Source organism: Hoeflea sp. IMCC20628, from assembly GCF_001011155.1.
Lineage (GTDB): Bacteria > Pseudomonadota > Alphaproteobacteria > Rhizobiales > Rhizobiaceae > Hoeflea.
In genome coordinates this window covers 3,164,337-3,181,455 of sequence record NZ_CP011479.1, presented here as the reverse complement: position 1 = coordinate 3,181,455, position 17,119 = coordinate 3,164,337, and the positions used below count along the sequence as shown (strand labels likewise).

Genomic DNA, 17,119 nt, shown 5'->3' with positions numbered 1-17,119 from the left:
GGTGGACATCCAGTATCCCGAAACCGAAGACGATGTGGCGCGTATCGTCACCGAGGCAAACGCCGCCAAGCAGCCGATCGAGATCAGGGGCAGCGGCACCAAGCTGAGCTTTGGCCGGCCGGTGCAATCCGCCGCGACGCTGTCGCTGGCAAGGCTCAGCGGCATCACCAATTACGATCCATCGGAATTGGTGATGGCAGCCCGCGCCGGCACGCCGCTTGCCGAAATCGAGGCGGCGCTCGATGCCAACAACCAGATGCTCACCTTTGAGCCGATGGATTACCGGCCACTGCTCGGCTCAACTGGCGAGCCAACCATTGGCGGCGTGTTTGCCGCAAACATCGCGGGCCCGCGGCGTATCCTTGCAGGTGCAGCACGTGACAGTCTGCTTGGCGTCCGCTTCGTCAACGGCTCCGGCGAATTAGTCAAAAGCGGTGGCCGGGTGATGAAAAATGTCACCGGTCTCGATCTGGTCAAGCTGCTGGCGGGCTCCTGGGGCACACTCGGAGTTCTCTGTGAAGTCATTTTCAAGGTACTGCCGAAGCCTGAAACCTCCGTCTCGATTGTTGTGTCCGGTCTCAATGATGCACAAGCCGCCGAAGCTATGGCCGCAGCCATGACCATGTCAGTGGAAGTGTCGGGGGCGGCGCATCTGCCTGAAAGCGTGATTCATAAGTTCGCAGGCAGTGGTCTCCCCGGCGGCCCGGCGACCGTTCTGCGGCTCGAAGGCCTGATCCCGTCTGTCACGGTGCGTACCGAACGGCTGGTTGCGGAAATGAGCCGTCGCGGCGAGGTCACAGTGCTTGCGACTGAAGGATCCCGCGATCTCTGGCGCGACATCCGCGATGTGAAACCCTTTGCCGATGGCAGCATGAAGCCGGTCTGGCGGGTGTCTGTCGCCCCAAGCGCCGGCCACCAACTGGTCGCGGCGCTGCGGCTCAAGACCGGCGTCAATGCGTTTTACGATTGGCAGGGAGGTCTGGTCTGGCTGTGCATGGAAGCCGATCCCGAGGCCGATTTGATCCGCCAATACATCAAGGCGCTTGGCGGCGGTCACGCTACGCTGGTGCGCGCCGATGCAGCCATCCGGACAACGGTGCCGGTGTTCGAACCACAGCCCAAACCGCTGGAGGCCCTGGCACGGCGCATCAAGGACCAGTTCGATCCCGGCGGCATTCTCAATCCGGGTCGCATGACCGACACCATGTGATAGATTATCGCGGTTTAAGATCCAGTTTCAAACGAAGGAGCACGCAATGAGCAATCCGGACCACGCCCCTGAACCGCGCCAGACAGATCGCTGGCTCGAACCCGGCAAGGCCAATCTGCAGGTCATCTACATCCTGTATCTGGCGAGTTTCGTCATCGGAATCACCGGCATCGTCGGCATTGTGCTGGCCCACCTCAATCGCGGCAAATCGGAGCCCTGGCTCGAGAGCCATTACACCTGGGCAATCAGAACCTTCTGGCTCGGCCTTCTGGGTGTGTTTATCAGCGGGCTGCTGATGATCGTCATGATCGGCATGCTGACAATGATCCTGGTCGCAATCTGGGTCATCGTCCGCACCGTTGTGGGTCTCCAGAAACTTGGCCGCAACGAATCCATCGCCAATCCGCAAAGCTGGCTGCTCTGACATGGCTGATTTATTTATAGAAGCTGAATTCTGGTCTGCAGTTGCTTCGCTAGCTTGGCCAATAGCTTTTATGGTCGTCTTTTTTCGACTTCAACCATTTATAAAATCAATATTCAAGAAGAGTAATATGACTATAAAATTCGCTGGTTTTGAGATCACAGCGCAAGAGATGGCCGAAAATTTTAGGAAAGATATTTTTGATATTCAGGAAAGAGTATAGAAGATGGAAAATGGCGAAGCGTTTATAGAGGAAAAAGAATTTTCTGCTGCTATAGGGAGCTCCCGGAGAGTTTTGTGGGTAGATGATTTCCCGATAAACAATGCCCACTTGATTGAGTCATTCAAGGAGAAGGGGGTAGACATTGATCTGTCCATTAGTACGGAAGACGCATTAAGCAAAATTTCAAGTTTAGATTATTCAGCAGTAATTTCAGATTTAGGAAGAATGGAGAACGGATTCGATAACAAATTTGCCGGATTGGAGTTGCTTAAACTGATTCGAAAAATTGATGAAAAAATGCCGGTTCTGATATTCGCTGGCGCGAGAGGTTTAGGTAGCCGAGCGAAACTAATGGAGGCTGGAGCAGAAGATGTCGTCAGTTCAAGTGTTTCCGTTGTGAAGTTTGTTGAAAAATACGCGGGGAAAAGTTGATGCAGACCAATTTCACCGTCGAGCAACTCCAAGACCCCGGTGTCGCCGAATCCGAAAAGATCCTCAGAAAATGCGTCCATTGCGGTTTCTGTACCGCCACCTGCCCAACCTATGTGACGCTCGGCAATGAACTCGACAGCCCGCGTGGCCGGATCTATCTGATCAAGGACATGCTGGAAAATGACCGGCCCGCCGACAAGCAGGTGGTCACCCATATCGACCGCTGCCTGTCCTGCCTGGCTTGCATGACCACATGCCCGTCGGGCGTCAATTACATGCATCTGGTGGACCATGCCCGCGCCCATATCGAAAAGACCTACAAGCGGCCGCTCACCGACCGGTTGATCCGTGGATTGCTGGCGCTTGTTTTGCCTTATCCAGGACGCTTCCGCGCTTCGCTTTACGCCGCCCGCATCGGCCGTCCATTCGCGCCGCTGTTCAAGGTGCTGCCCGGCATGAAACCGGTGGCCGCGATGCTGGAACTTGCGCCGGCTTCCGTACCCGAGCCGTCGAAATTCGCCAAACCGGGAACCCATGCCGCTTCCGCTGTACGCCGTGGCCGTGTCGCCATCCTCACCGGTTGCGCGCAGCCGGTGCTCAAGCCCGGCATCAACGAGGCGACAATCCGGTTGCTCAACCGCATTGGTGTCGAAGTGGTGGTGCCGGAAGGCGAGGGCTGTTGCGGCGCGCTGGTGCATCACATGGGCCGCGAGCACGATGCGCTCGACGCCGCGCGCAACAATGTCGACGTCTGGACGCGGGCAATCGACAATGGCGGTCTGGATGCCATCATCATCACTGCATCGGGCTGTGGCACGACGATCAAGGATTATGGCTTCATGTTGCGTGAGGACCCGGCCTATGCGCAAAAGGCCGCCGTCGTGTCCGCGCTCGCCAAGGACATCACCGAATACCTTGCCACCATCGGGATGCCAGCTCCAGTCAATGGCGCAAACATGGTCGTGGCCTATCATTCGGCCTGTTCGATGCAGCATGGCCAGAAGATCACGGTGCAGCCCAAGGCGCTGCTCAAGGCTGCGGGCTTTACCGTCAAGGACCCGCCCGAGGGCCATCTGTGCTGTGGATCGGCTGGCACCTACAACATCATGCAGCCCGAGATTGCCCGCACGCTGCGTGACCGCAAGGTGAAAAACATCGAAAGCACCAAGCCGGACCTGATCGCCACCGGCAACATCGGCTGCATGACCCAGATCGCCGGCGGCACCGATATCCCGATCATCCACACGGTGGAATTGCTCGACTGGGTCTATGGCGGCGAAAAACCCGTCGGATTGCCAATCGCAGTCAAGACGGTGCGGCTGGAAGCCGCCGAATAGGGCTCCGAAGCGGATTTCTGATGCTCTAACGAAAAAGGCGGCGTCCCAAAACGCCGCCTTGTCTGTCAATGCCGCTTACAGCAGATGCGATGAAACCGCAGGCTCAACCGCCGAACAGCGAGCCGAAGAAATCCATCCCGCGGTCGGTGTAGAGTTTCTCCGAGCCTTTGCCTTTGGGGCCGATCACGATGACCTTGGAGCCGATACCAGCGCGGCTGTAGAGATGCTCGACATCCTCGTTCATCATCCGGATGCAGCCTGACGACATGTTCAGGCCTATCGTCCAGGGCTGATTGGTGCCGTGAATGCGGAAGATGGTGTCGCGTCCACCCTTGTAGAGGTACAGCGCGCGCGCGCCGAGCGGATTGTTGGGCCCGCCTTTCATATGAGCCGGCAAATGGCGCCCCTTCTTGCGTTCACGCGCAATCATGGTGGCGGGTGGAGTCCAGCCCGGCCATTCGGCCTTGCGGCCAACTTTCACGGTTCCTGACCAACCAAATCCCTCGCGACCGACGCCGACGCCATAGCGAGTGGCTCGGTTCTTACCTTCGACATAATAGAGATATTTGGTGTTGGTATCGATGATGATGGTGCCGGGTTTCTGGTCCGTCTGCAGCCTGACCTTCTTGCGCCAGAATTTCGACTTCGGCTTTTTCGATTGCGCGATCTGCACGATCGGCAACGCCGTTTCGGTTGCTGCAGGTGCCGCGCTCCGCGGCATGGCCGACGCATCCGGCAGCGCAGGCGCGATCAGAAACGTCAAGGCGCTCGCTGCGATAATGGCAAATCGGGTTGAGAGTCGTGGAAAGATCATGGTGTCCCCTTGTTCGTGCTTCGGCCCCTGAAGGCAAAGGTACCACCGTTTTTCAGGGGATCAACCGTTACGGCGGGCAAAACAATTGCACCCGGACATGAAAAACCCGGCCGCGGCGCTGGCGCCGGACCGGGTTTGATATCTCGGTATATTTTTGGCTGATCATATGACGATAACTTTGGCGCCCACTTTTACCTGCTCATAGAGGTCGGTGACATCTTCATTTCGCATCCGGATACAGCCCGATGAGACCGCCTTGCCGATGGTCCAGGGCTGGTTGGTGCCGTGTATCCGGTAAAGCGTCGAGCCGAGGTAGAGCGCCCGGGCGCCGAGGGGGTTTTCCGGGCCGCCTTTCATATGGGCCGGCAGAATTCGACCTTCCTTTTCGCGCACTCGCTTGATCATTTCGGCGGGCGGCGTCCAGCCCGGCCACTCTGCTTTGCGGGTGATTTTCTCGGTGCCGCTCCAGGCATGGCCTTCCTTGCCTACGCCAACACCGTAGCGTCGCGCCTGGCCATTGCCGGTGACGAAATAGAGATAACGTTCGCTGGTGTTGATAATGATCGTGCCGGGCTTCTGGTTGCCGTCGTAAGACACCATCTGCGGCAGGAATTGCGAGCCGATCTGGCGGGTAGGCGCGGCTTTGACGCGTGGTGCGGCCAGCGCCACATTGGTAACCCGCCGCGGTTCAACCTTGAGTGAGCGGCTCTGATAGACCGGCGCCCGGGCAACCTTCGGCTGGGTCCGGTAGACCACGCCGCCACGCGGTGCCGCGTGGCCACCAAGCTGCAGCACCCAGGGAGCAGTCAGATCCGGGCTCAATACAACCGGCGGGCGCTGGCCATAGCGTTCGCCCGCGATTGCCGGGGCAGTGATGGAGGCGAGGCTTAGCGCCGCGCCTGACAGGACTAGGATTGCAAGTTTTTTCATCGGACGGACCCAATACCTTTCGTCTGATTTGAACAGGACGCCATCGCCGGTTTTGCGGCAATGGCCCTGTGTGCAAGGCTCATGGTGAGGCTAGAGTGGAATCAATTGGTGAATCCAAACGCCTAAAATGCCCGTTTGGGTAGAAAGCTCTGCTTAGGGTTATCGCTGCCTTGCCAAACGCAGTGAACGACCGCTTAATTGCCGTCGATTCCCGATTAACCATGACAAGAGCGACCCCATGGCGCATGAAAACGGCCTGATCACCGGAGATGATGGCCGCACCCGCTGCTTCTGGCCCAGCAACCTGCCAGACTATCTCGCCTATCATGACGACGAGTGGGGCAGGCCGGTTACCAATGATATCCGCCTGTTTGAAAAGATCTGCCTGGAGGGGTTCCAGGCAGGCCTTTCCTGGCTGACCATCCTGCGCAAGCGCGAGAGTTTTCGTGCCGGTTTCGCCGGTTTTGATTTCCGCAAGGTAGCGCTGTTTGACGATGCCGATATCGAACGGCTGGTTGCAGACAAGGGCATTGTCCGGCATCGCGGCAAGATCGTTTCGACCATCAACAATGCCCATCGCGCCATCGAGGTGGTCGATGAGTTCGGTTCGCTTGCCGCCTATTTCTGGAGCCATGAGCCGGGTCCCGACGAGCGGCCTGCGACGGTGGACTACTTCACGCTGACCGCCAATCCGACAACCGCGGTATCGACCCGCATCTCCAAGGATCTGAAGAAACGCGGCTGGAGCTTTGTTGGTCCAACGACAGTCTATGCCTTCATGCAGGCCATGGGGCTGGTCAATGACCACCTCGAAGGCTGCTGCTGCCGGGCCGAGGTCGAGGCTTTGCGCACTGCATTGGTGCGCCCGGCATGACGCCCGACGAAATCAAGGCTCTGATACAGCAGGTCGCGGCTGATATGCCGGAAATCGGCCGGCTGGAAGAAAGCCTCAAATGGGGCGAGCAGAGCTTTACCCCGGCAAAGCGCAATATTGGCAGTTCGGTGAGAATTCAACCTCGCGAGGATGGCAATGCAGCGTTGATGTTCATCTGCCACACAAATCTGGTCGAGGAATTCCGGGCGCTCTATCCGGAGGCGCTGACTTACGAAGGCAACCGCGCCATCGTGCTGGAAAAAGACAGCGAGCTTGACCGGGAGGCACTGTCGCATTGCATCGCTCTGGCGCTGACCTACAAGCTGCGCAAGCGGGCCAAAACAGGCTAGCGTCAAACCCGCCTCTGTTTGGCGACAATGGCAAGCCCGACACCGCCGAGAATGAGCAGCGATGAAACGACCAGCCGCAAGGTCCAGCCCTCGGCCAGAAACAGTGTTCCGCCGACCGCGGCCATCACCGGCACGATCAGTTGCAGAATTGCGCCCTGGGTTGCACCGATTTGCCTGAGCACCTGGTACCACAGCGCGTAGCCAAGCCCCGAGGTGATCGCGCCGGACAGCGTGGCCAGCAACAGGCCCCGGGAGCTGACGTGTACTGGCAGTTGTGCAATCTGAACGATCAGGCCGAGTGGCAATAAAAACGCCACCGAGCGAACGAAGTTGTCCGCCGTTGCCTTGAGCGGGTCAGGCAGGCCTCTGCCACGCAGCGAATAGACACCCCAGGCCACGCCCGACAGAGCCATGGCGCTTGCGGCCAGTGGGTCAGGTGCCGACAGGCCCGGCGAGACCAGCCAGACAAAGGCGCCGAAGGCGGTTATCAGTCCCAGCCATTCAAGCTTGGACGGCCGGTCGCCCTCCTTGTGACTCCAGCCGATCATGGTGGCTTGCACACAAGCAAACAGGATCAACGCGCCAATGCCGGTATCGAGTGCAACATAGGCATAGGAAAACGCCACCGCGTAGACAAACAGCGCGAATGCAGAGATCCACGAGCCTGAACGGAGGCGCATCGACCGGTTCTGCCCCGAGCCGGTCAGTGCAACCAGCACCGCCAGCATCACCGCGCCGCTCGCCAGTCTGACGGCGGAATAGCTCGCCGGATCGATCAACGGCGCTTCGCCCGCTCCTATAGCCATCCGTCCGAGCACGGAATTGGCCGCAAAAGCTATCAATGTCAGGGTTGTCAAAAGGATAAGTCGCAAGGGCGGCCAGCTTTCGTGGGCAGAATGGAAATGCGAGGTTTGAACCGCCAGATCTATCCGCCGTTTTGCATCGCTTGTCGACTGTAGCAGAGGGTGTTTGCTGACTTTACACGTACAACGGGAGTGGTATGGTTGGAACCATCAACCGAGCAGAGCGTTTATGTCCTGAAGGGAATTCCGCCATCAAACTCGAGGAGTGAGACATGCTGAAAACTACCGTTAGAGCCCTTATCTCTGTATCTTTCTGCCTGACCATGATTATGCCTGCATCCGCAGTGCCGCTGCAAAAGCCGGCCGCTCAGATAGAAGCCCCATCCAGTTTGGTGGTTCCGGTGGAAAGCGGCAAACATGGTAAAATGTACCGCAACAACCGCAACCGTGGCTTCTACCGCCAGAACAATCGCGGTTATTACAACGGTCACCGCGGCTACCGTCACCAGCGCCGGGGTTACCGTCAACACAACGGCTACTGGTTCCCGCCTGCTGCTTTTGCACTTGGCGCAATAATCGGCGGCGCGCTCAACAACAACGGTAACAATGGCTATGTGCGGCCGGGCTATTCCAACCCGCAGCATGTTGGTTGGTGTTACAACAAATACCGGTCCTACCGGGAGCGGGACAATTCGTTCCAGCCCTATCAAGGCGGCCGTCGCGAATGCCGATCGCCCTATTACTGAGCCGGGCAAATACCTCTGATCCCGGGTGATGGTCAGGTTTGATCGTTGCCCAAGCCTTGCAGCAAAACGGCGTGTCGGTTAGGAGAAGCGCGAGCATAGCGTTTCTCCTTTCCCAGGCCGTTTTCATGTCCGACAAGAAGCAAAAGAAGCCCCAGAAACTCAAAGCCCGTCTGGTGCGCGGTTTTCCTGATCGCTCGGCCTCTGATATCCGCGCCACCGATCAGATGATGGCCAAGATCAGAACCGTCTATGAACGCTTCGGTTTCGAGCCGGTGGAAACGCCTTTTGTCGAATACACCGATGCGCTGGGTAAATTCCTGCCGGATCAGGACCGTCCCAATGAGGGCGTGTTCTCGTTTCAGGATGACGACGATCAGTGGCTGAGCCTGCGCTATGATCTGACAGCGCCGCTGGCGCGTCATGTGGCCGAAAATTTCAACGACATTCAACTGCCCTACCGCAGCTATCGCTCAGGCTGGGTGTTCCGCAACGAAAAGCCCGGCCCCGGCCGCTTCCGCCAGTTCATGCAGTTCGACGCCGACATCGTCGGCGCGCCCGGCGTCCAGGCCGATGCCGAAATGTGCATGATGATGGCCGACACCATGGAAGCGCTCGGCATCCCGCGCGGCGACTATGTGATCCGCGTCAATAACCGCAAAGTGCTCGATGGCGTGATGGAAGCGCGGGGCGTAACCGAGGCTCAAAAGCTTACTGTCCTTAGAAGTCTTGATAAATTTGATAAATTCGGGCGTTCAGGGGTTATCGAGCTTTTGACCACCGGACGGAAAGATGACAGTGGCGACTTCACTGCCGGTGCTGGCCTCTCATCGGATTCTGCAAACAAACTTGCACGATTGTTTGAAACGCCGGTTTTGCTCAGTGGATTAGAAGAAAACATGCGAGTTGGGTTTGGGGAGGAGATCGTCTCGTTTTCCCAGACTTGGGCAGAGTATCTCAGTAGTTTCAAAGTCGATGGGAAGCCCATTTTCGATGAAGCTGATGCAAAAAGCTCAGAGGCTTTTTGGACGCTTCCAATTGTTTTAGCGCTGGCAGACCCAATCGGCGATGCTTCGGCAGGGACCGCCGGAATCGGTGAATTGTTGTCGATCTATAATATGATAACAGGTGCAGGTTATTCTGAAGACCGCATCAAGATCGACCCCTCTGTCGTCCGAGGCCTCGAATATTACACCGGGCCGGTATACGAAGCCGAGCTTCTGTTCGATGTCACCAACGAGAAGGGCCAGAAGGTCCAGTTCGGTTCCGTCGGCGGCGGGGGCCGTTACGATGGGCTGGTGTCGCGCTTCATGGGCCAGCCGGTACCGGCAACAGGTTTCTCCATCGGCGTCTCGCGGTTGATGACGGCACTGAAAAACCTCGGCAAGCTATCCGGCGACGCAGCCAGCGGCCCGATCCTGATCACCATCATGGACCGCGACCGCATCGGCGATTACGCGAAAATGGCGCAGGAACTGCGCACCGCCCTCAACCCGCTCGATGATGACGGCCAGCCGCTTGGACCGACCATTCCGGTCGAACTGTTTCAGGGCAATCCCAAGGATTTCCCGAAACAGCTGCGTTATGCCGACCGGCGCGGCGCACCGATTGCCATCATTCAGGGCGGCAACGAGAAGGAATTGGGTCAGATCATCGTCAAGGACCTGATCGAGGGCAAGCGCATCGCCGAGACCATCACCGACAATGCCGAATGGCGCGAAGCCAAGGCCGGCGAACATCTGGTCGCTGAGGCTGAACTGGTGTCGACAGTGAAAAGTATTCTTGAAGCGCAGGCTGCCTATGCAGCCAAAGGGCAGGGCTGAACCACATGCCTCAGGCCGGAGCTCCCGTTTTCGCCGCTGACCTTGCCCGCGCGCTTGAGGCGCTGCAGGCGCCACGCGTCGACATCCCGGTGATCCAGCCGGCTGAGCCGTTTCTCGACATGGCCGGAGAGGATCTGCGCCGCCGCATTTTTCTGACCGAATCCGAGACCGGCGAGAGCCTCTGCCTCAGGCCCGAATTCACCATTCCGGTGTGCCGCGCCCATATTGCCGAAAATGTCGCCACCCCGCGCCGCTATTCCTATCTCGGTGAGGTGTTCCGCCAGCGCCGCGAGGGCGGCAACGAGTTCTATCAGGCCGGCGTCGAGGATCTCGGCGAGACTGACGAAGCCAGCGCCGATGCCCGCGCCCTGTCCGAAGCCCGCGCTCTGATCGCAGAATTTGCGCCCGCTGCAAGCCTGTCGATTGTCCTTGGCGACCAGTCGGTGTTTGAAGCGGTCGTCGCCGGTCTCGGACTTCCCGCCGGTTGGCAAAAACGACTGATCCACGCCTTCGGCAATGAAGCCGCCCTCACCACCATGATTGCGCGGCTGGCCAGTCCGGACGCCTCTGCAACGCCCGATCCTTCGGTTGCGGACTTTCTTGCCAAGGGCGACGCTGGCGGGCTTGAAGCTCACATCGAAAGCGTCATGCAGGCCACCGGCTACTCCACCAATGCCAGCCGCACGCCCGCCGAAATCACCGCCCGGCTGATGGACAAGCAATCGCTCGACGCCACCCGGCTGCCGTCGGCATCGCTGGACGCGCTGAAGACCTTCCTCGCACTGGATGTGCCGCTTGATTGTGCCGGTCAGGCGCTGGCTGACTTCGCCGATCATGCCGGGCTCGATATCCGCGCGGCCCGCAAACAATTCGAGGCCCGTCTCGCAGCGCTCTCGGATCGCGGCGAGGATCTGTCAGCCATGCGCTGGCGCGCAGCCTTTGGCCGACCGCTGGATTATTACACCGGTCTGGTCTTCGAGATCTCTGCAGGCGAGGGCGACGCGGCGCTGGCCGGCGGTGGCCGTTACGACCGTTTGATGACGCTGCTCGGCGCGCAACAACCAATTCCCGCCGTGGGTTTCTCGCTCTGGCTTGATCGCATTGAAACCGTGAGGGCGCAGCCATGACCCTGACCATCGCGCTGCCATCCAAGGGCCGGATGAAGGACGACGCCATCGCGGTGTTTGACCGCGCCGGGCTCGCCATCTCGGCCATCGGCAATGATCGCAGCTATCGTGGCCGGGTCGAAGGGTTGGACGGCGTCGAAGTAGCATTCCTGTCGGCTTCCGAGATCGCCCGGGAATTGGGCGCCGGCGCTGTTGATTTTGGCGTCACCGGCGAAGATCTGGTGCGCGAAAGCCTCGCTCGCGCCGATGAGCGCGTGGAAATTGCCGCCCGCCTCGGCTTCGGCAATGCTGATGTGGTGGTTGCAGTGCCTGACATCTGGAAGGATGTCGACACCATGGCCGATCTTGGCGATGTCGCGGCTGATTTCCGCGCCCGCCATGGCCGCAGGCTTGCAATTGCCACCAAATACTGGCGGCTGACGCAGAGTTTCTTCTCCACCCGTCACGGCATCCAGCTCTACCGCATCGTGGAAAGCCTGGGCGCCACCGAAGGTGCGCCGGCATCAGGTGCTGCCGACATCATCGTTGACATCACCTCGACCGGATCGACACTGACCGCCAATCACTTGCGGGTTCTGTCTGACGGCGTGATCCTGAGATCCGAGGCCTGCCTGGTTCGCGCCCGCAAGCCCGAACATGATCAGGATCCGCGCATGGCCGCGATCCTCAAAGCCGTACGCGGCGCCGTCGCCTGAGCGGTTTGCCGGTCCGTGCGCCATCTGCGTCTGGTTATATTTAGGTCAAGACGGAAATAGTGTTCGCGCGATCAGCCGGGATCTTGCGTTTTCCGTAAACTGAGCCAAGATGACGGAACCCGGGACAGACCCGGCCTGCACGCGTCCTTCGTCCTTGACCAGTTGGCACTGATCCGGGCGAACGGCTCCGCCAACCACAAAGCCGTTTCTCCACCGGTTCAGCCTCGTCCCAGGCTTCGGGATGGTTTTGGATTTTGGTGATTCCCATGCAATTTTCTGTTGGTGCAGTGATCTTTCTGTCGTCGATGCTCTTGCTTGCCATCCTGGCGCGGCTGGCCGCCAGCAATCCTAATGCGGCGGTGCTTCGGGGGGATCTGTTACCTGCATTGTTGTCAGTGCTGGTGACCGGTGGCTTGGTGATCGGGCTTTTAGCGATGGTCTTTGGCGGCGAAAGCTATATGGCATCCCGCCTGGTCGAGATGCTGGTGATCGTCGGTTTTGGCATTGTCGCCTTCTGGGGCATCCGCAAGCTGGTCAACCGTATGCCGGCTGGTCAGTTCACGGACCATGTGCAGACCGAATAGCAAAAAAGCCCGGCGTGGTGACACGCCGGGCTATGGATTGAGCCAAAAGGCTTGTGGTTTTAACTCAGGCCGCCTTGCGGCGCGCGTCGATCGACCATGCGCCAGCGCCCGTCGTGGCGAGCAGGATGTAACCGCCTGCCAGAGTGAAGTTCTTCATCATCATGATCATGTTCAGCGTGTTGATCCAGCCAAGAGCAGCTTCAGGCCAGCCGTCAATGGCGACTGTGCCGGAGTGAAAGACGGCACCGGTGAAAATGCAGAATGCAGCCAGTGCCCAGCCGACGATCTTGGTCTGAAAACCAACAAGAACGGCAAGACCGGCGATGAGCTCGAATGCACCTGCAAGATAGGCAAGCAGAGATGCGGCCGGCAGGCCAGCACCGGAAATCATGCCGGCGGTCGCGGCAGGATCAGCCAGCTTGCCAAAACCGGACATGATGAACATGAAGCTGAGCAGGATGCGGGCGATGAGAAGTGTGAGATTCGTTGACATGGTTGTTTCCTGATTTCAATCTGCCATCAGCCATACCGGTATTTGGGTCGCGCAAATAGATGAACAATGGTGGACGAATTGTTCACATTTTGGTGGCGATTGACGAGGCAGTCGATCAGTCAGGTGGCTATAGGGGTGTTTGGCTGCGGTCCGTTACAATGTCAGGACGTCTGGCCGAGGGATGTTCGCCGGTGACTGTCGTCACTGGCTGTAAGGCTGCGCCTTGTCATTCAGTCTGAATGTAGGGAATACGAAGACGCCATTGATGGCGCCACTGCCGTCATCGGAGAAATTCGAGGATTCGCCGATGCACATCACCGGGACCTGGCTTCCATCGCTGTGAACGATCGTTGTGGAGAAGCAGAACGAGGAGGGGCTCATGGCTGCCACCTCGTAAAGTTCCAGCACATGCTGCCGGTATTGGGAATCATAACACTGCATCAGATTGAACAGCCCGAAATCACCGTCTTCGGAAAGGCCGTGATGGTGACGGGCGGCCGGGCCGAGATGGAATACGCCCGTTGAAAGGTCGGCGGTCCAGCTCTCAATCTGGCAATAATGTGAGAGGAGTTCGTGATCAGGTGCGATGAAGCCCTGCGGCTGCGCGCCAAACCTTGATATGCTGTCCGCTTTTGTAATCTTAAACAATGTCGGCCTCGGCGATACGTGATGAATTCGTGTGCCTGCAATTTCATGTCCGCCCGAGCTGAGCTTCTAGCGCCACTCGGGTAGACTATGAATAAAGCATTAACTGATCTGACCAACGGCTGGAGGTCGGGAAATATCCGGTGATCAGCATGCCGCATCATTGGGACGTCATGCAGGTACAGGCTTTCGCTGGCTATCAATTAGGTTCAATAAGTCATTTAATCAAACCTATCCTCTATTTTCGGTTAATGGCAAATTCATTAACCAAGTTTAGCAAATTTACTTTAGACATCAAACGTCGGAACGGTTCTGCGACAATTTCATCAGGTCCCGGAATAACAAAAAAGGCGGTCAAATGACCGCCTTGATTGTTTGCACTACGGCCAAAGCCGCATTGCATGATACCGCTCATACCACTGCTTCAGGCCGTTTGCCGGCCTGAAGTTTTGTGGTTCATGGCGAAGCGTTGTGGTCGGTGCAATAAGGCAGAAGCCTTATTACATCATGCCGCCCATTCCGCCCATGCCGCCCATGTCAGGCATGCCGCCGCCGCCGCCGGAATCCTTCTTCGGGATTTCGGCAATCATGGCTTCGGTGGTGATCAGCAGCGAAGCAACCGAAGCTGCATTCTGCAGGGCTGTGCGAACAACCTTGACCGGATCGACGATACCCATGGCAATCATGTCGCCATATTCGGACGTCTGGGCGTTGTAACCCCAGTTTTCTTCGTCCTTTTCAAGGATCTTGCCAACCACGATCGAAGCTTCGTCGCCTGCGTTTTCAGCAATCTGGCGAACCAGCGACTGCAGGGCACGGCGAACGATGTTGATGCCAGCTTCCTGGTCCTGATTTGCACCCTTGGAGGTGATCTTCACGGACGAACGCAGCAGCGCGGTGCCGCCGCCGGCAACGATGCCTTCCTGAACGGCAGCGCGGGTAGCGTTGAGCGCGTCGTCGACGCGGTCCTTGCGTTCCTTGACTTCCGTTTCAGTTGCACCACCGACGCGGATGATGGCAACGCCACCAGCCAGCTTGGCAAGGCGTTCCTGCAACTTTTCCTTGTCGTAGTCAGACGTAGTTTCTTCGATCTGAGCCTTGATCTGTGTGATCCGGCCTTCGATTTCAGTCTTCTTGCCAGCGCCATCAACGATGGTGGTGGTTTCCTTGGTGATCGACACCTTCTTGGCGCGGCCCAGCATTTCCAGGGTAACGTTTTCGAGCTTGATGCCGATGTCTTCGGAAATCACCTGACCGCCGGTCAGGATGGCGATGTCTTCGAGCATTGCCTTGCGGCGATCACCGAAGCCAGGAGCCTTGACGGCAGCAATCTTCAGGCCGCCACGCAGCTTGTTGACCACGAGCGTAGCAAGAGCTTCGCCTTCAACGTCTTCCGAGATGATGAGCAGTGGCTTGGAAGTCTGCACAACAGCTTCGAGCACAGGCAGCATGGCCTGAAGGTTCGAAAGCTTCTTCTCATGGAGAAGGATGTAGACGTCTTCAAGTTCGGCCAGCATCTTGTCTGGGTTGGTCACGAAGTAAGGCGACAGGTAGCCGCGGTCGAACTGCATGCCTTCGACAACTTCGAGTTCGCTTTCAGCGGTCTTGGCTTCTTCGACGGTGATGACACCCTCGTTGCCGACCTTCTGCATAGCTTCGGCAATGTCCTTGCCGATCTGGGATTCGCCGTTGGCGGAGATCGTTCCGACCTGTTCGACTTCAGCCGAGGTCTTGATCTTCTTGGCCTTCTTCTGAAGGTCGGCGATGACTTCAGTCACAGCCATATCGATGCCGCGCTTGAGGTCCATCGGGTTCATGCCGGCAGCAACAGCCTTGCCGCCTTCGCGGACAATAGCCTGGGCCAGCACGGTTGCCGTGGTGGTGCCGTCGCCGGCGATGTCGTTGGTCTTCGATGCGACTTCACGCACCATCTGTGCGCCCATGTTCTCGAACTTGTCTTCCAGTTCGATTTCCTTGGCGACGGTGACGCCGTCCTTGGTGATGCGGGGTGAGCCGAAGGACTTGTCGATGATGACGTTACGGCCCTTGGGGCCCAGCGTTACCTTGACGGCATCAGCCAGAATGTCGACGCCGCGCAGCATTTTCTCGCGGGCGGTACGACCGAATTTTACTTCTTTAGCAGCCATTTAACTTAACTCCCGGGCCTGAGGCCCATCGTGTTGAGGCAGATTGGATTTGTTCAGGCGGAATTTCGGCTTAGCCGAGGACGCCCATGATGTCGCTTTCCTTCATGATCAGAAGGTCTTCGCCATCAAGCTTGATTTCAGTGCCGGACCATTTGCCGAACAGCACGCGGTCGCCGGACTTGACGTCGAGCGGCACAAGTTTGCCGGCTTCGTCGCGGATGCCGGAACCGATGGCGATGATTTCGCCTTCCTGCGGCTTTTCCTTGGCGGTATCAGGAATGATGATGCCACCCTTTGTTTTTTCTTCGGACTCAACACGACGAACGACAACGCGGTCGTGGAGGGGACGGAACGTGGTTTTTGCCATTGTCTATATTCCTTGATCGAATGACAGAAGCAACTGAGGCCTCATTTGGGCCTCACGGAGATGAAGCTGGCACTCACCTCTGTCGAGTGCTAGCGAAGCCGAGATAAGAGCGCAGAGACCAAGAGTCAAGATATTGGAGAGCATTGCAGCTTGATGTTTTTGCGCCCAGGGCGCAATTTTCCGGCGGGGACTTGTATTCGGAGGCAAGCTGGGCGACATCGGTGGGCTGAAAAGGAACCAGCCGCAATGCCACGCAGAATTACCGACCTTGATCAGTTGACCGATCGCGCCGACGTTCTGTTGTGCGATGTATGGGGTGTCATCCATAATGGCGTCAATCCGTTTCTTTTGTCAGTGGAGGCCTTGAAGTCCGCCCGCGCCCGCGGCCAGACGGTCATTCTGATCACCAATTCACCACGGCCTGCGAACGATGTGATCCGTCAGTTTGATACCATCGGTGTCGATCCGGACTGCTGGGATGACATTGTGACGTCAGGCGACGTGACCCGTCGACTGGTTCAGGATGCGCCGCGCGCCATCTATTTTCTCGGACCTGAGCGGGATATGCCATTGGTCGATGGACTGGATATCGATCTGGTTGAGGCTGGTGCCGCCGACGCCGTGCTGTGCACCGGACTTCTCAATGACGAGGAAGAGACTGCCGACGATTACCGGGCCTTGCTGGCAGGGTTTCAGGCCCGTGGCCTGCCGTTTATCTGCGCCAATCCTGATCGTGAAGTCGAGCGCGGCGACCGTCTGGTTCCTTGCGCCGGAGCCCTGGCTGATCTTTATGTAAAGCTCGGCGGCCAAACCCGGATCGCCGGCAAACCACATGCGCCTATTTATATTGAAGCCATGGCGCGGGCGCGCGCCTTGCGCGGCGACGTCGATCTGGGGCGCACCCTGGCCATAGGCGATGGTGTCACCACCGATATTCGGGGCGCACTGGACAATGGCATCGACGCTATATTCATTGCCCGCGGGATCCACGCGCGCCAATATATCGACGGCCGCAGTACCGACGAGGCGCGGCTGAATTCCTTCCTGGACACAGCAGGAGTTGCCCCGGCTTACTGGATGGAATGGCTTGCCTGAGCGGCG

General features: G+C 58.2%; 21 protein-coding genes. 13 read left to right on the top strand and 8 right to left on the bottom strand.

Annotation, left to right across the window (positions count from 1 at the left end):
- Window position 1: 1 nt before the first annotated feature.
- Genes glcE through glcF form a run of 5 tightly spaced genes read left to right on the top strand, consistent with a single transcriptional unit; the run spans window position 2 to window position 3,623 of the window.
- Window positions 2-1,210 carry a glycolate oxidase subunit GlcE gene (glcE, locus tag IMCC20628_RS15065; protein ID WP_156174685.1) on the top strand — a complete coding sequence of 403 codons (1,209 nt, stop codon included), beginning with the start codon at window positions 2-4 and terminating at the stop codon, window positions 1,208-1,210.
- A 46-nt stretch (window positions 1,211-1,256) separates the two neighbouring features.
- The gene (locus IMCC20628_RS15060) at window positions 1,257-1,634 is read left to right on the top strand and encodes a membrane protein (protein ID WP_047030903.1); all 378 of its coding nucleotides are present in this window, start codon (window positions 1,257-1,259) and stop codon (window positions 1,632-1,634) included.
- 1 nt (window position 1,635) lies between these two features.
- Entirely contained in the window at window positions 1,636-1,854 is a 219-nt protein-coding gene (locus IMCC20628_RS15055; RefSeq protein ID WP_047030902.1) for a hypothetical protein, read from the top strand.
- Window positions 1,855-1,857: 3 nt separating this feature from the next.
- Window positions 1,858-2,286 (top strand): response regulator, encoded by a 429-nt coding sequence (locus IMCC20628_RS24295; protein ID WP_052766445.1) that lies wholly within the window; start codon window positions 1,858-1,860, stop codon window positions 2,284-2,286.
- Window positions 2,286-3,623, top strand: a complete 1,338-nt coding sequence (gene glcF / locus IMCC20628_RS15045) for a glycolate oxidase subunit GlcF (RefSeq protein WP_047030901.1) — start codon at window positions 2,286-2,288, stop codon at window positions 3,621-3,623. The genes IMCC20628_RS24295 and glcF overlap by 1 nt, the downstream gene beginning before the upstream one ends.
- Before the next feature lie 103 nt (window positions 3,624-3,726).
- Here the strand turns inward: glcF and IMCC20628_RS15040 are convergent, their stop codons facing one another.
- The gene (locus tag IMCC20628_RS15040; RefSeq protein WP_245307950.1) at window positions 3,727-4,344 is read right to left on the bottom strand and encodes a L,D-transpeptidase; all 618 of its coding nucleotides are present in this window, start codon (window positions 4,342-4,344) and stop codon (window positions 3,727-3,729) included.
- Between the two features lie 255 nt (window positions 4,345-4,599).
- The gene (locus IMCC20628_RS15035) at window positions 4,600-5,367 is read right to left on the bottom strand and encodes a L,D-transpeptidase (protein WP_047030899.1); all 768 of its coding nucleotides are present in this window, start codon (window positions 5,365-5,367) and stop codon (window positions 4,600-4,602) included.
- Window positions 5,368-5,605: 238 nt separating this feature from the next.
- Between IMCC20628_RS15035 and IMCC20628_RS15030 the strand changes: the two genes are divergently transcribed.
- Window positions 5,606-6,241, top strand: coding sequence for a DNA-3-methyladenine glycosylase I (locus tag IMCC20628_RS15030; protein WP_047030898.1), 636 nt, complete (start codon window positions 5,606-5,608; stop codon window positions 6,239-6,241).
- Complete coding sequence (locus tag IMCC20628_RS15025) at window positions 6,238-6,591, top strand: DUF1801 domain-containing protein (RefSeq protein WP_047030897.1); 354 nt, start codon at window positions 6,238-6,240, stop codon at window positions 6,589-6,591. The genes IMCC20628_RS15030 and IMCC20628_RS15025 overlap by 4 nt, the downstream gene beginning before the upstream one ends.
- Window positions 6,592-6,593: 2 nt before the next feature.
- Here the strand turns inward: IMCC20628_RS15025 and IMCC20628_RS15020 are convergent, their stop codons facing one another.
- Window positions 6,594-7,397 carry a DMT family transporter gene (locus IMCC20628_RS15020; protein ID WP_245307787.1) on the bottom strand — a complete coding sequence of 268 codons (804 nt, stop codon included), beginning with the start codon at window positions 7,395-7,397 and terminating at the stop codon, window positions 6,594-6,596.
- Between the two features lie 269 nt (window positions 7,398-7,666).
- Here IMCC20628_RS15020 and IMCC20628_RS15015 point away from each other — a divergent pair, with 269 nt between their 5' ends.
- The 5 genes from IMCC20628_RS15015 (at window position 7,667) to IMCC20628_RS14995 (ending at window position 12,366) form a co-directional block, all read left to right on the top strand.
- Window positions 7,667-8,140, top strand: a complete 474-nt coding sequence (locus IMCC20628_RS15015) for a BA14K family protein (RefSeq protein WP_047030895.1) — start codon at window positions 7,667-7,669, stop codon at window positions 8,138-8,140.
- Window positions 8,141-8,265: 125 nt separating this feature from the next.
- Window positions 8,266-9,960 (top strand): histidine--tRNA ligase, encoded by a 1,695-nt coding sequence (gene hisS, locus IMCC20628_RS15010; protein ID WP_047030894.1) that lies wholly within the window; start codon window positions 8,266-8,268, stop codon window positions 9,958-9,960.
- Window positions 9,961-9,965: 5 nt separating this feature from the next.
- Entirely contained in the window at window positions 9,966-11,087 is a 1,122-nt protein-coding gene (locus IMCC20628_RS15005; RefSeq protein ID WP_047030893.1) for an ATP phosphoribosyltransferase regulatory subunit, read from the top strand.
- Window positions 11,084-11,782, top strand: coding sequence for an ATP phosphoribosyltransferase (hisG, locus tag IMCC20628_RS15000; RefSeq protein WP_047030892.1), 699 nt, complete (start codon window positions 11,084-11,086; stop codon window positions 11,780-11,782). The genes IMCC20628_RS15005 and hisG overlap by 4 nt, the downstream gene beginning before the upstream one ends.
- Window positions 11,783-12,048: 266 nt before the next feature.
- The gene (locus IMCC20628_RS14995) at window positions 12,049-12,366 is read left to right on the top strand and encodes a hypothetical protein (protein ID WP_047030891.1); all 318 of its coding nucleotides are present in this window, start codon (window positions 12,049-12,051) and stop codon (window positions 12,364-12,366) included.
- Between the two features lie 64 nt (window positions 12,367-12,430).
- Here IMCC20628_RS14995 and IMCC20628_RS14990 read toward each other — a convergent pair whose 3' ends face one another.
- From IMCC20628_RS14990 to groES, 5 genes are all read right to left on the bottom strand, one after another.
- Window positions 12,431-12,859: a DoxX family protein gene (locus IMCC20628_RS14990; RefSeq protein WP_047030890.1), complete on the bottom strand. Its 429-nt coding sequence runs from the start codon at window positions 12,857-12,859 to the stop codon at window positions 12,431-12,433.
- A 201-nt stretch (window positions 12,860-13,060) separates the two neighbouring features.
- Window positions 13,061-13,507 (bottom strand): hypothetical protein, encoded by a 447-nt coding sequence (locus IMCC20628_RS14985; protein WP_052766444.1) that lies wholly within the window; start codon window positions 13,505-13,507, stop codon window positions 13,061-13,063.
- A 235-nt stretch (window positions 13,508-13,742) separates the two neighbouring features.
- Window positions 13,743-13,919, bottom strand: coding sequence for a hypothetical protein (locus IMCC20628_RS25150; protein WP_156174527.1), 177 nt, complete (start codon window positions 13,917-13,919; stop codon window positions 13,743-13,745).
- 85 nt (window positions 13,920-14,004) lie between these two features.
- Window positions 14,005-15,651 carry a chaperonin GroEL gene (groL, locus tag IMCC20628_RS14980; RefSeq protein WP_047030889.1) on the bottom strand — a complete coding sequence of 549 codons (1,647 nt, stop codon included), beginning with the start codon at window positions 15,649-15,651 and terminating at the stop codon, window positions 14,005-14,007.
- A gap of 70 nt (window positions 15,652-15,721) precedes the next feature.
- The gene (gene groES / locus IMCC20628_RS14975; RefSeq protein WP_047030888.1) at window positions 15,722-16,018 is read right to left on the bottom strand and encodes a co-chaperone GroES; all 297 of its coding nucleotides are present in this window, start codon (window positions 16,016-16,018) and stop codon (window positions 15,722-15,724) included.
- Window positions 16,019-16,264: 246 nt separating this feature from the next.
- Here groES and IMCC20628_RS14970 point away from each other — a divergent pair, with 246 nt between their 5' ends.
- On the top strand, window positions 16,265-17,113 hold the full coding sequence (locus IMCC20628_RS14970) for a TIGR01459 family HAD-type hydrolase (protein WP_047030887.1): 849 nt from the start codon (window positions 16,265-16,267) through the stop codon (window positions 17,111-17,113).
- Window positions 17,114-17,119 lie beyond the last annotated feature (6 nt).

What these genes read in the sequence shown, in the direction of transcription:
- IMCC20628_RS15060 (WP_047030903.1), top strand. Translation starts at nt 1,257, where the DNA reads ATGAGCAATCCGGACCACGCCCCTGAACCGCGCCAGACAGATCGCTGG.
- IMCC20628_RS15055 (WP_047030902.1), top strand. Translation starts at nt 1,636, where the DNA reads ATGGCTGATTTATTTATAGAAGCTGAATTCTGGTCTGCAGTTGCTTCG.
- IMCC20628_RS24295 (WP_052766445.1), top strand. Translation starts at nt 1,858, where the DNA reads ATGGAAAATGGCGAAGCGTTTATAGAGGAAAAAGAATTTTCTGCTGCT.
- glcF (WP_047030901.1), top strand. Translation starts at nt 2,286, where the DNA reads ATGCAGACCAATTTCACCGTCGAGCAACTCCAAGACCCCGGTGTCGCC.
- IMCC20628_RS15040 (WP_245307950.1), bottom strand. Translation starts at nt 4,344, where the DNA reads ATGCCGCGGAGCGCGGCACCTGCAGCAACCGAAACGGCGTTGCCGATC.
- IMCC20628_RS15035 (WP_047030899.1), bottom strand. Translation starts at nt 5,367, where the DNA reads ATGAAAAAACTTGCAATCCTAGTCCTGTCAGGCGCGGCGCTAAGCCTC.
- IMCC20628_RS15030 (WP_047030898.1), top strand. Translation starts at nt 5,606, where the DNA reads ATGGCGCATGAAAACGGCCTGATCACCGGAGATGATGGCCGCACCCGC.
- IMCC20628_RS15025 (WP_047030897.1), top strand. Translation starts at nt 6,238, where the DNA reads ATGACGCCCGACGAAATCAAGGCTCTGATACAGCAGGTCGCGGCTGAT.
- IMCC20628_RS15020 (WP_245307787.1), bottom strand. Translation starts at nt 7,397, where the DNA reads ATGGCTATAGGAGCGGGCGAAGCGCCGTTGATCGATCCGGCGAGCTAT.
- IMCC20628_RS15015 (WP_047030895.1), top strand. Translation starts at nt 7,667, where the DNA reads ATGCTGAAAACTACCGTTAGAGCCCTTATCTCTGTATCTTTCTGCCTG.
- hisS (WP_047030894.1), top strand. Translation starts at nt 8,266, where the DNA reads ATGTCCGACAAGAAGCAAAAGAAGCCCCAGAAACTCAAAGCCCGTCTG.
- IMCC20628_RS15005 (WP_047030893.1), top strand. Translation starts at nt 9,966, where the DNA reads ATGCCTCAGGCCGGAGCTCCCGTTTTCGCCGCTGACCTTGCCCGCGCG.
- hisG (WP_047030892.1), top strand. Translation starts at nt 11,084, where the DNA reads ATGACCCTGACCATCGCGCTGCCATCCAAGGGCCGGATGAAGGACGAC.
- IMCC20628_RS14995 (WP_047030891.1), top strand. Translation starts at nt 12,049, where the DNA reads ATGCAATTTTCTGTTGGTGCAGTGATCTTTCTGTCGTCGATGCTCTTG.
- IMCC20628_RS14990 (WP_047030890.1), bottom strand. Translation starts at nt 12,859, where the DNA reads ATGTCAACGAATCTCACACTTCTCATCGCCCGCATCCTGCTCAGCTTC.
- IMCC20628_RS25150 (WP_156174527.1), bottom strand. Translation starts at nt 13,919, where the DNA reads ATGAGCGGTATCATGCAATGCGGCTTTGGCCGTAGTGCAAACAATCAA.
- groL (WP_047030889.1), bottom strand. Translation starts at nt 15,651, where the DNA reads ATGGCTGCTAAAGAAGTAAAATTCGGTCGTACCGCCCGCGAGAAAATG.
- groES (WP_047030888.1), bottom strand. Translation starts at nt 16,018, where the DNA reads ATGGCAAAAACCACGTTCCGTCCCCTCCACGACCGCGTTGTCGTTCGT.
- IMCC20628_RS14970 (WP_047030887.1), top strand. Translation starts at nt 16,265, where the DNA reads ATGCCACGCAGAATTACCGACCTTGATCAGTTGACCGATCGCGCCGAC.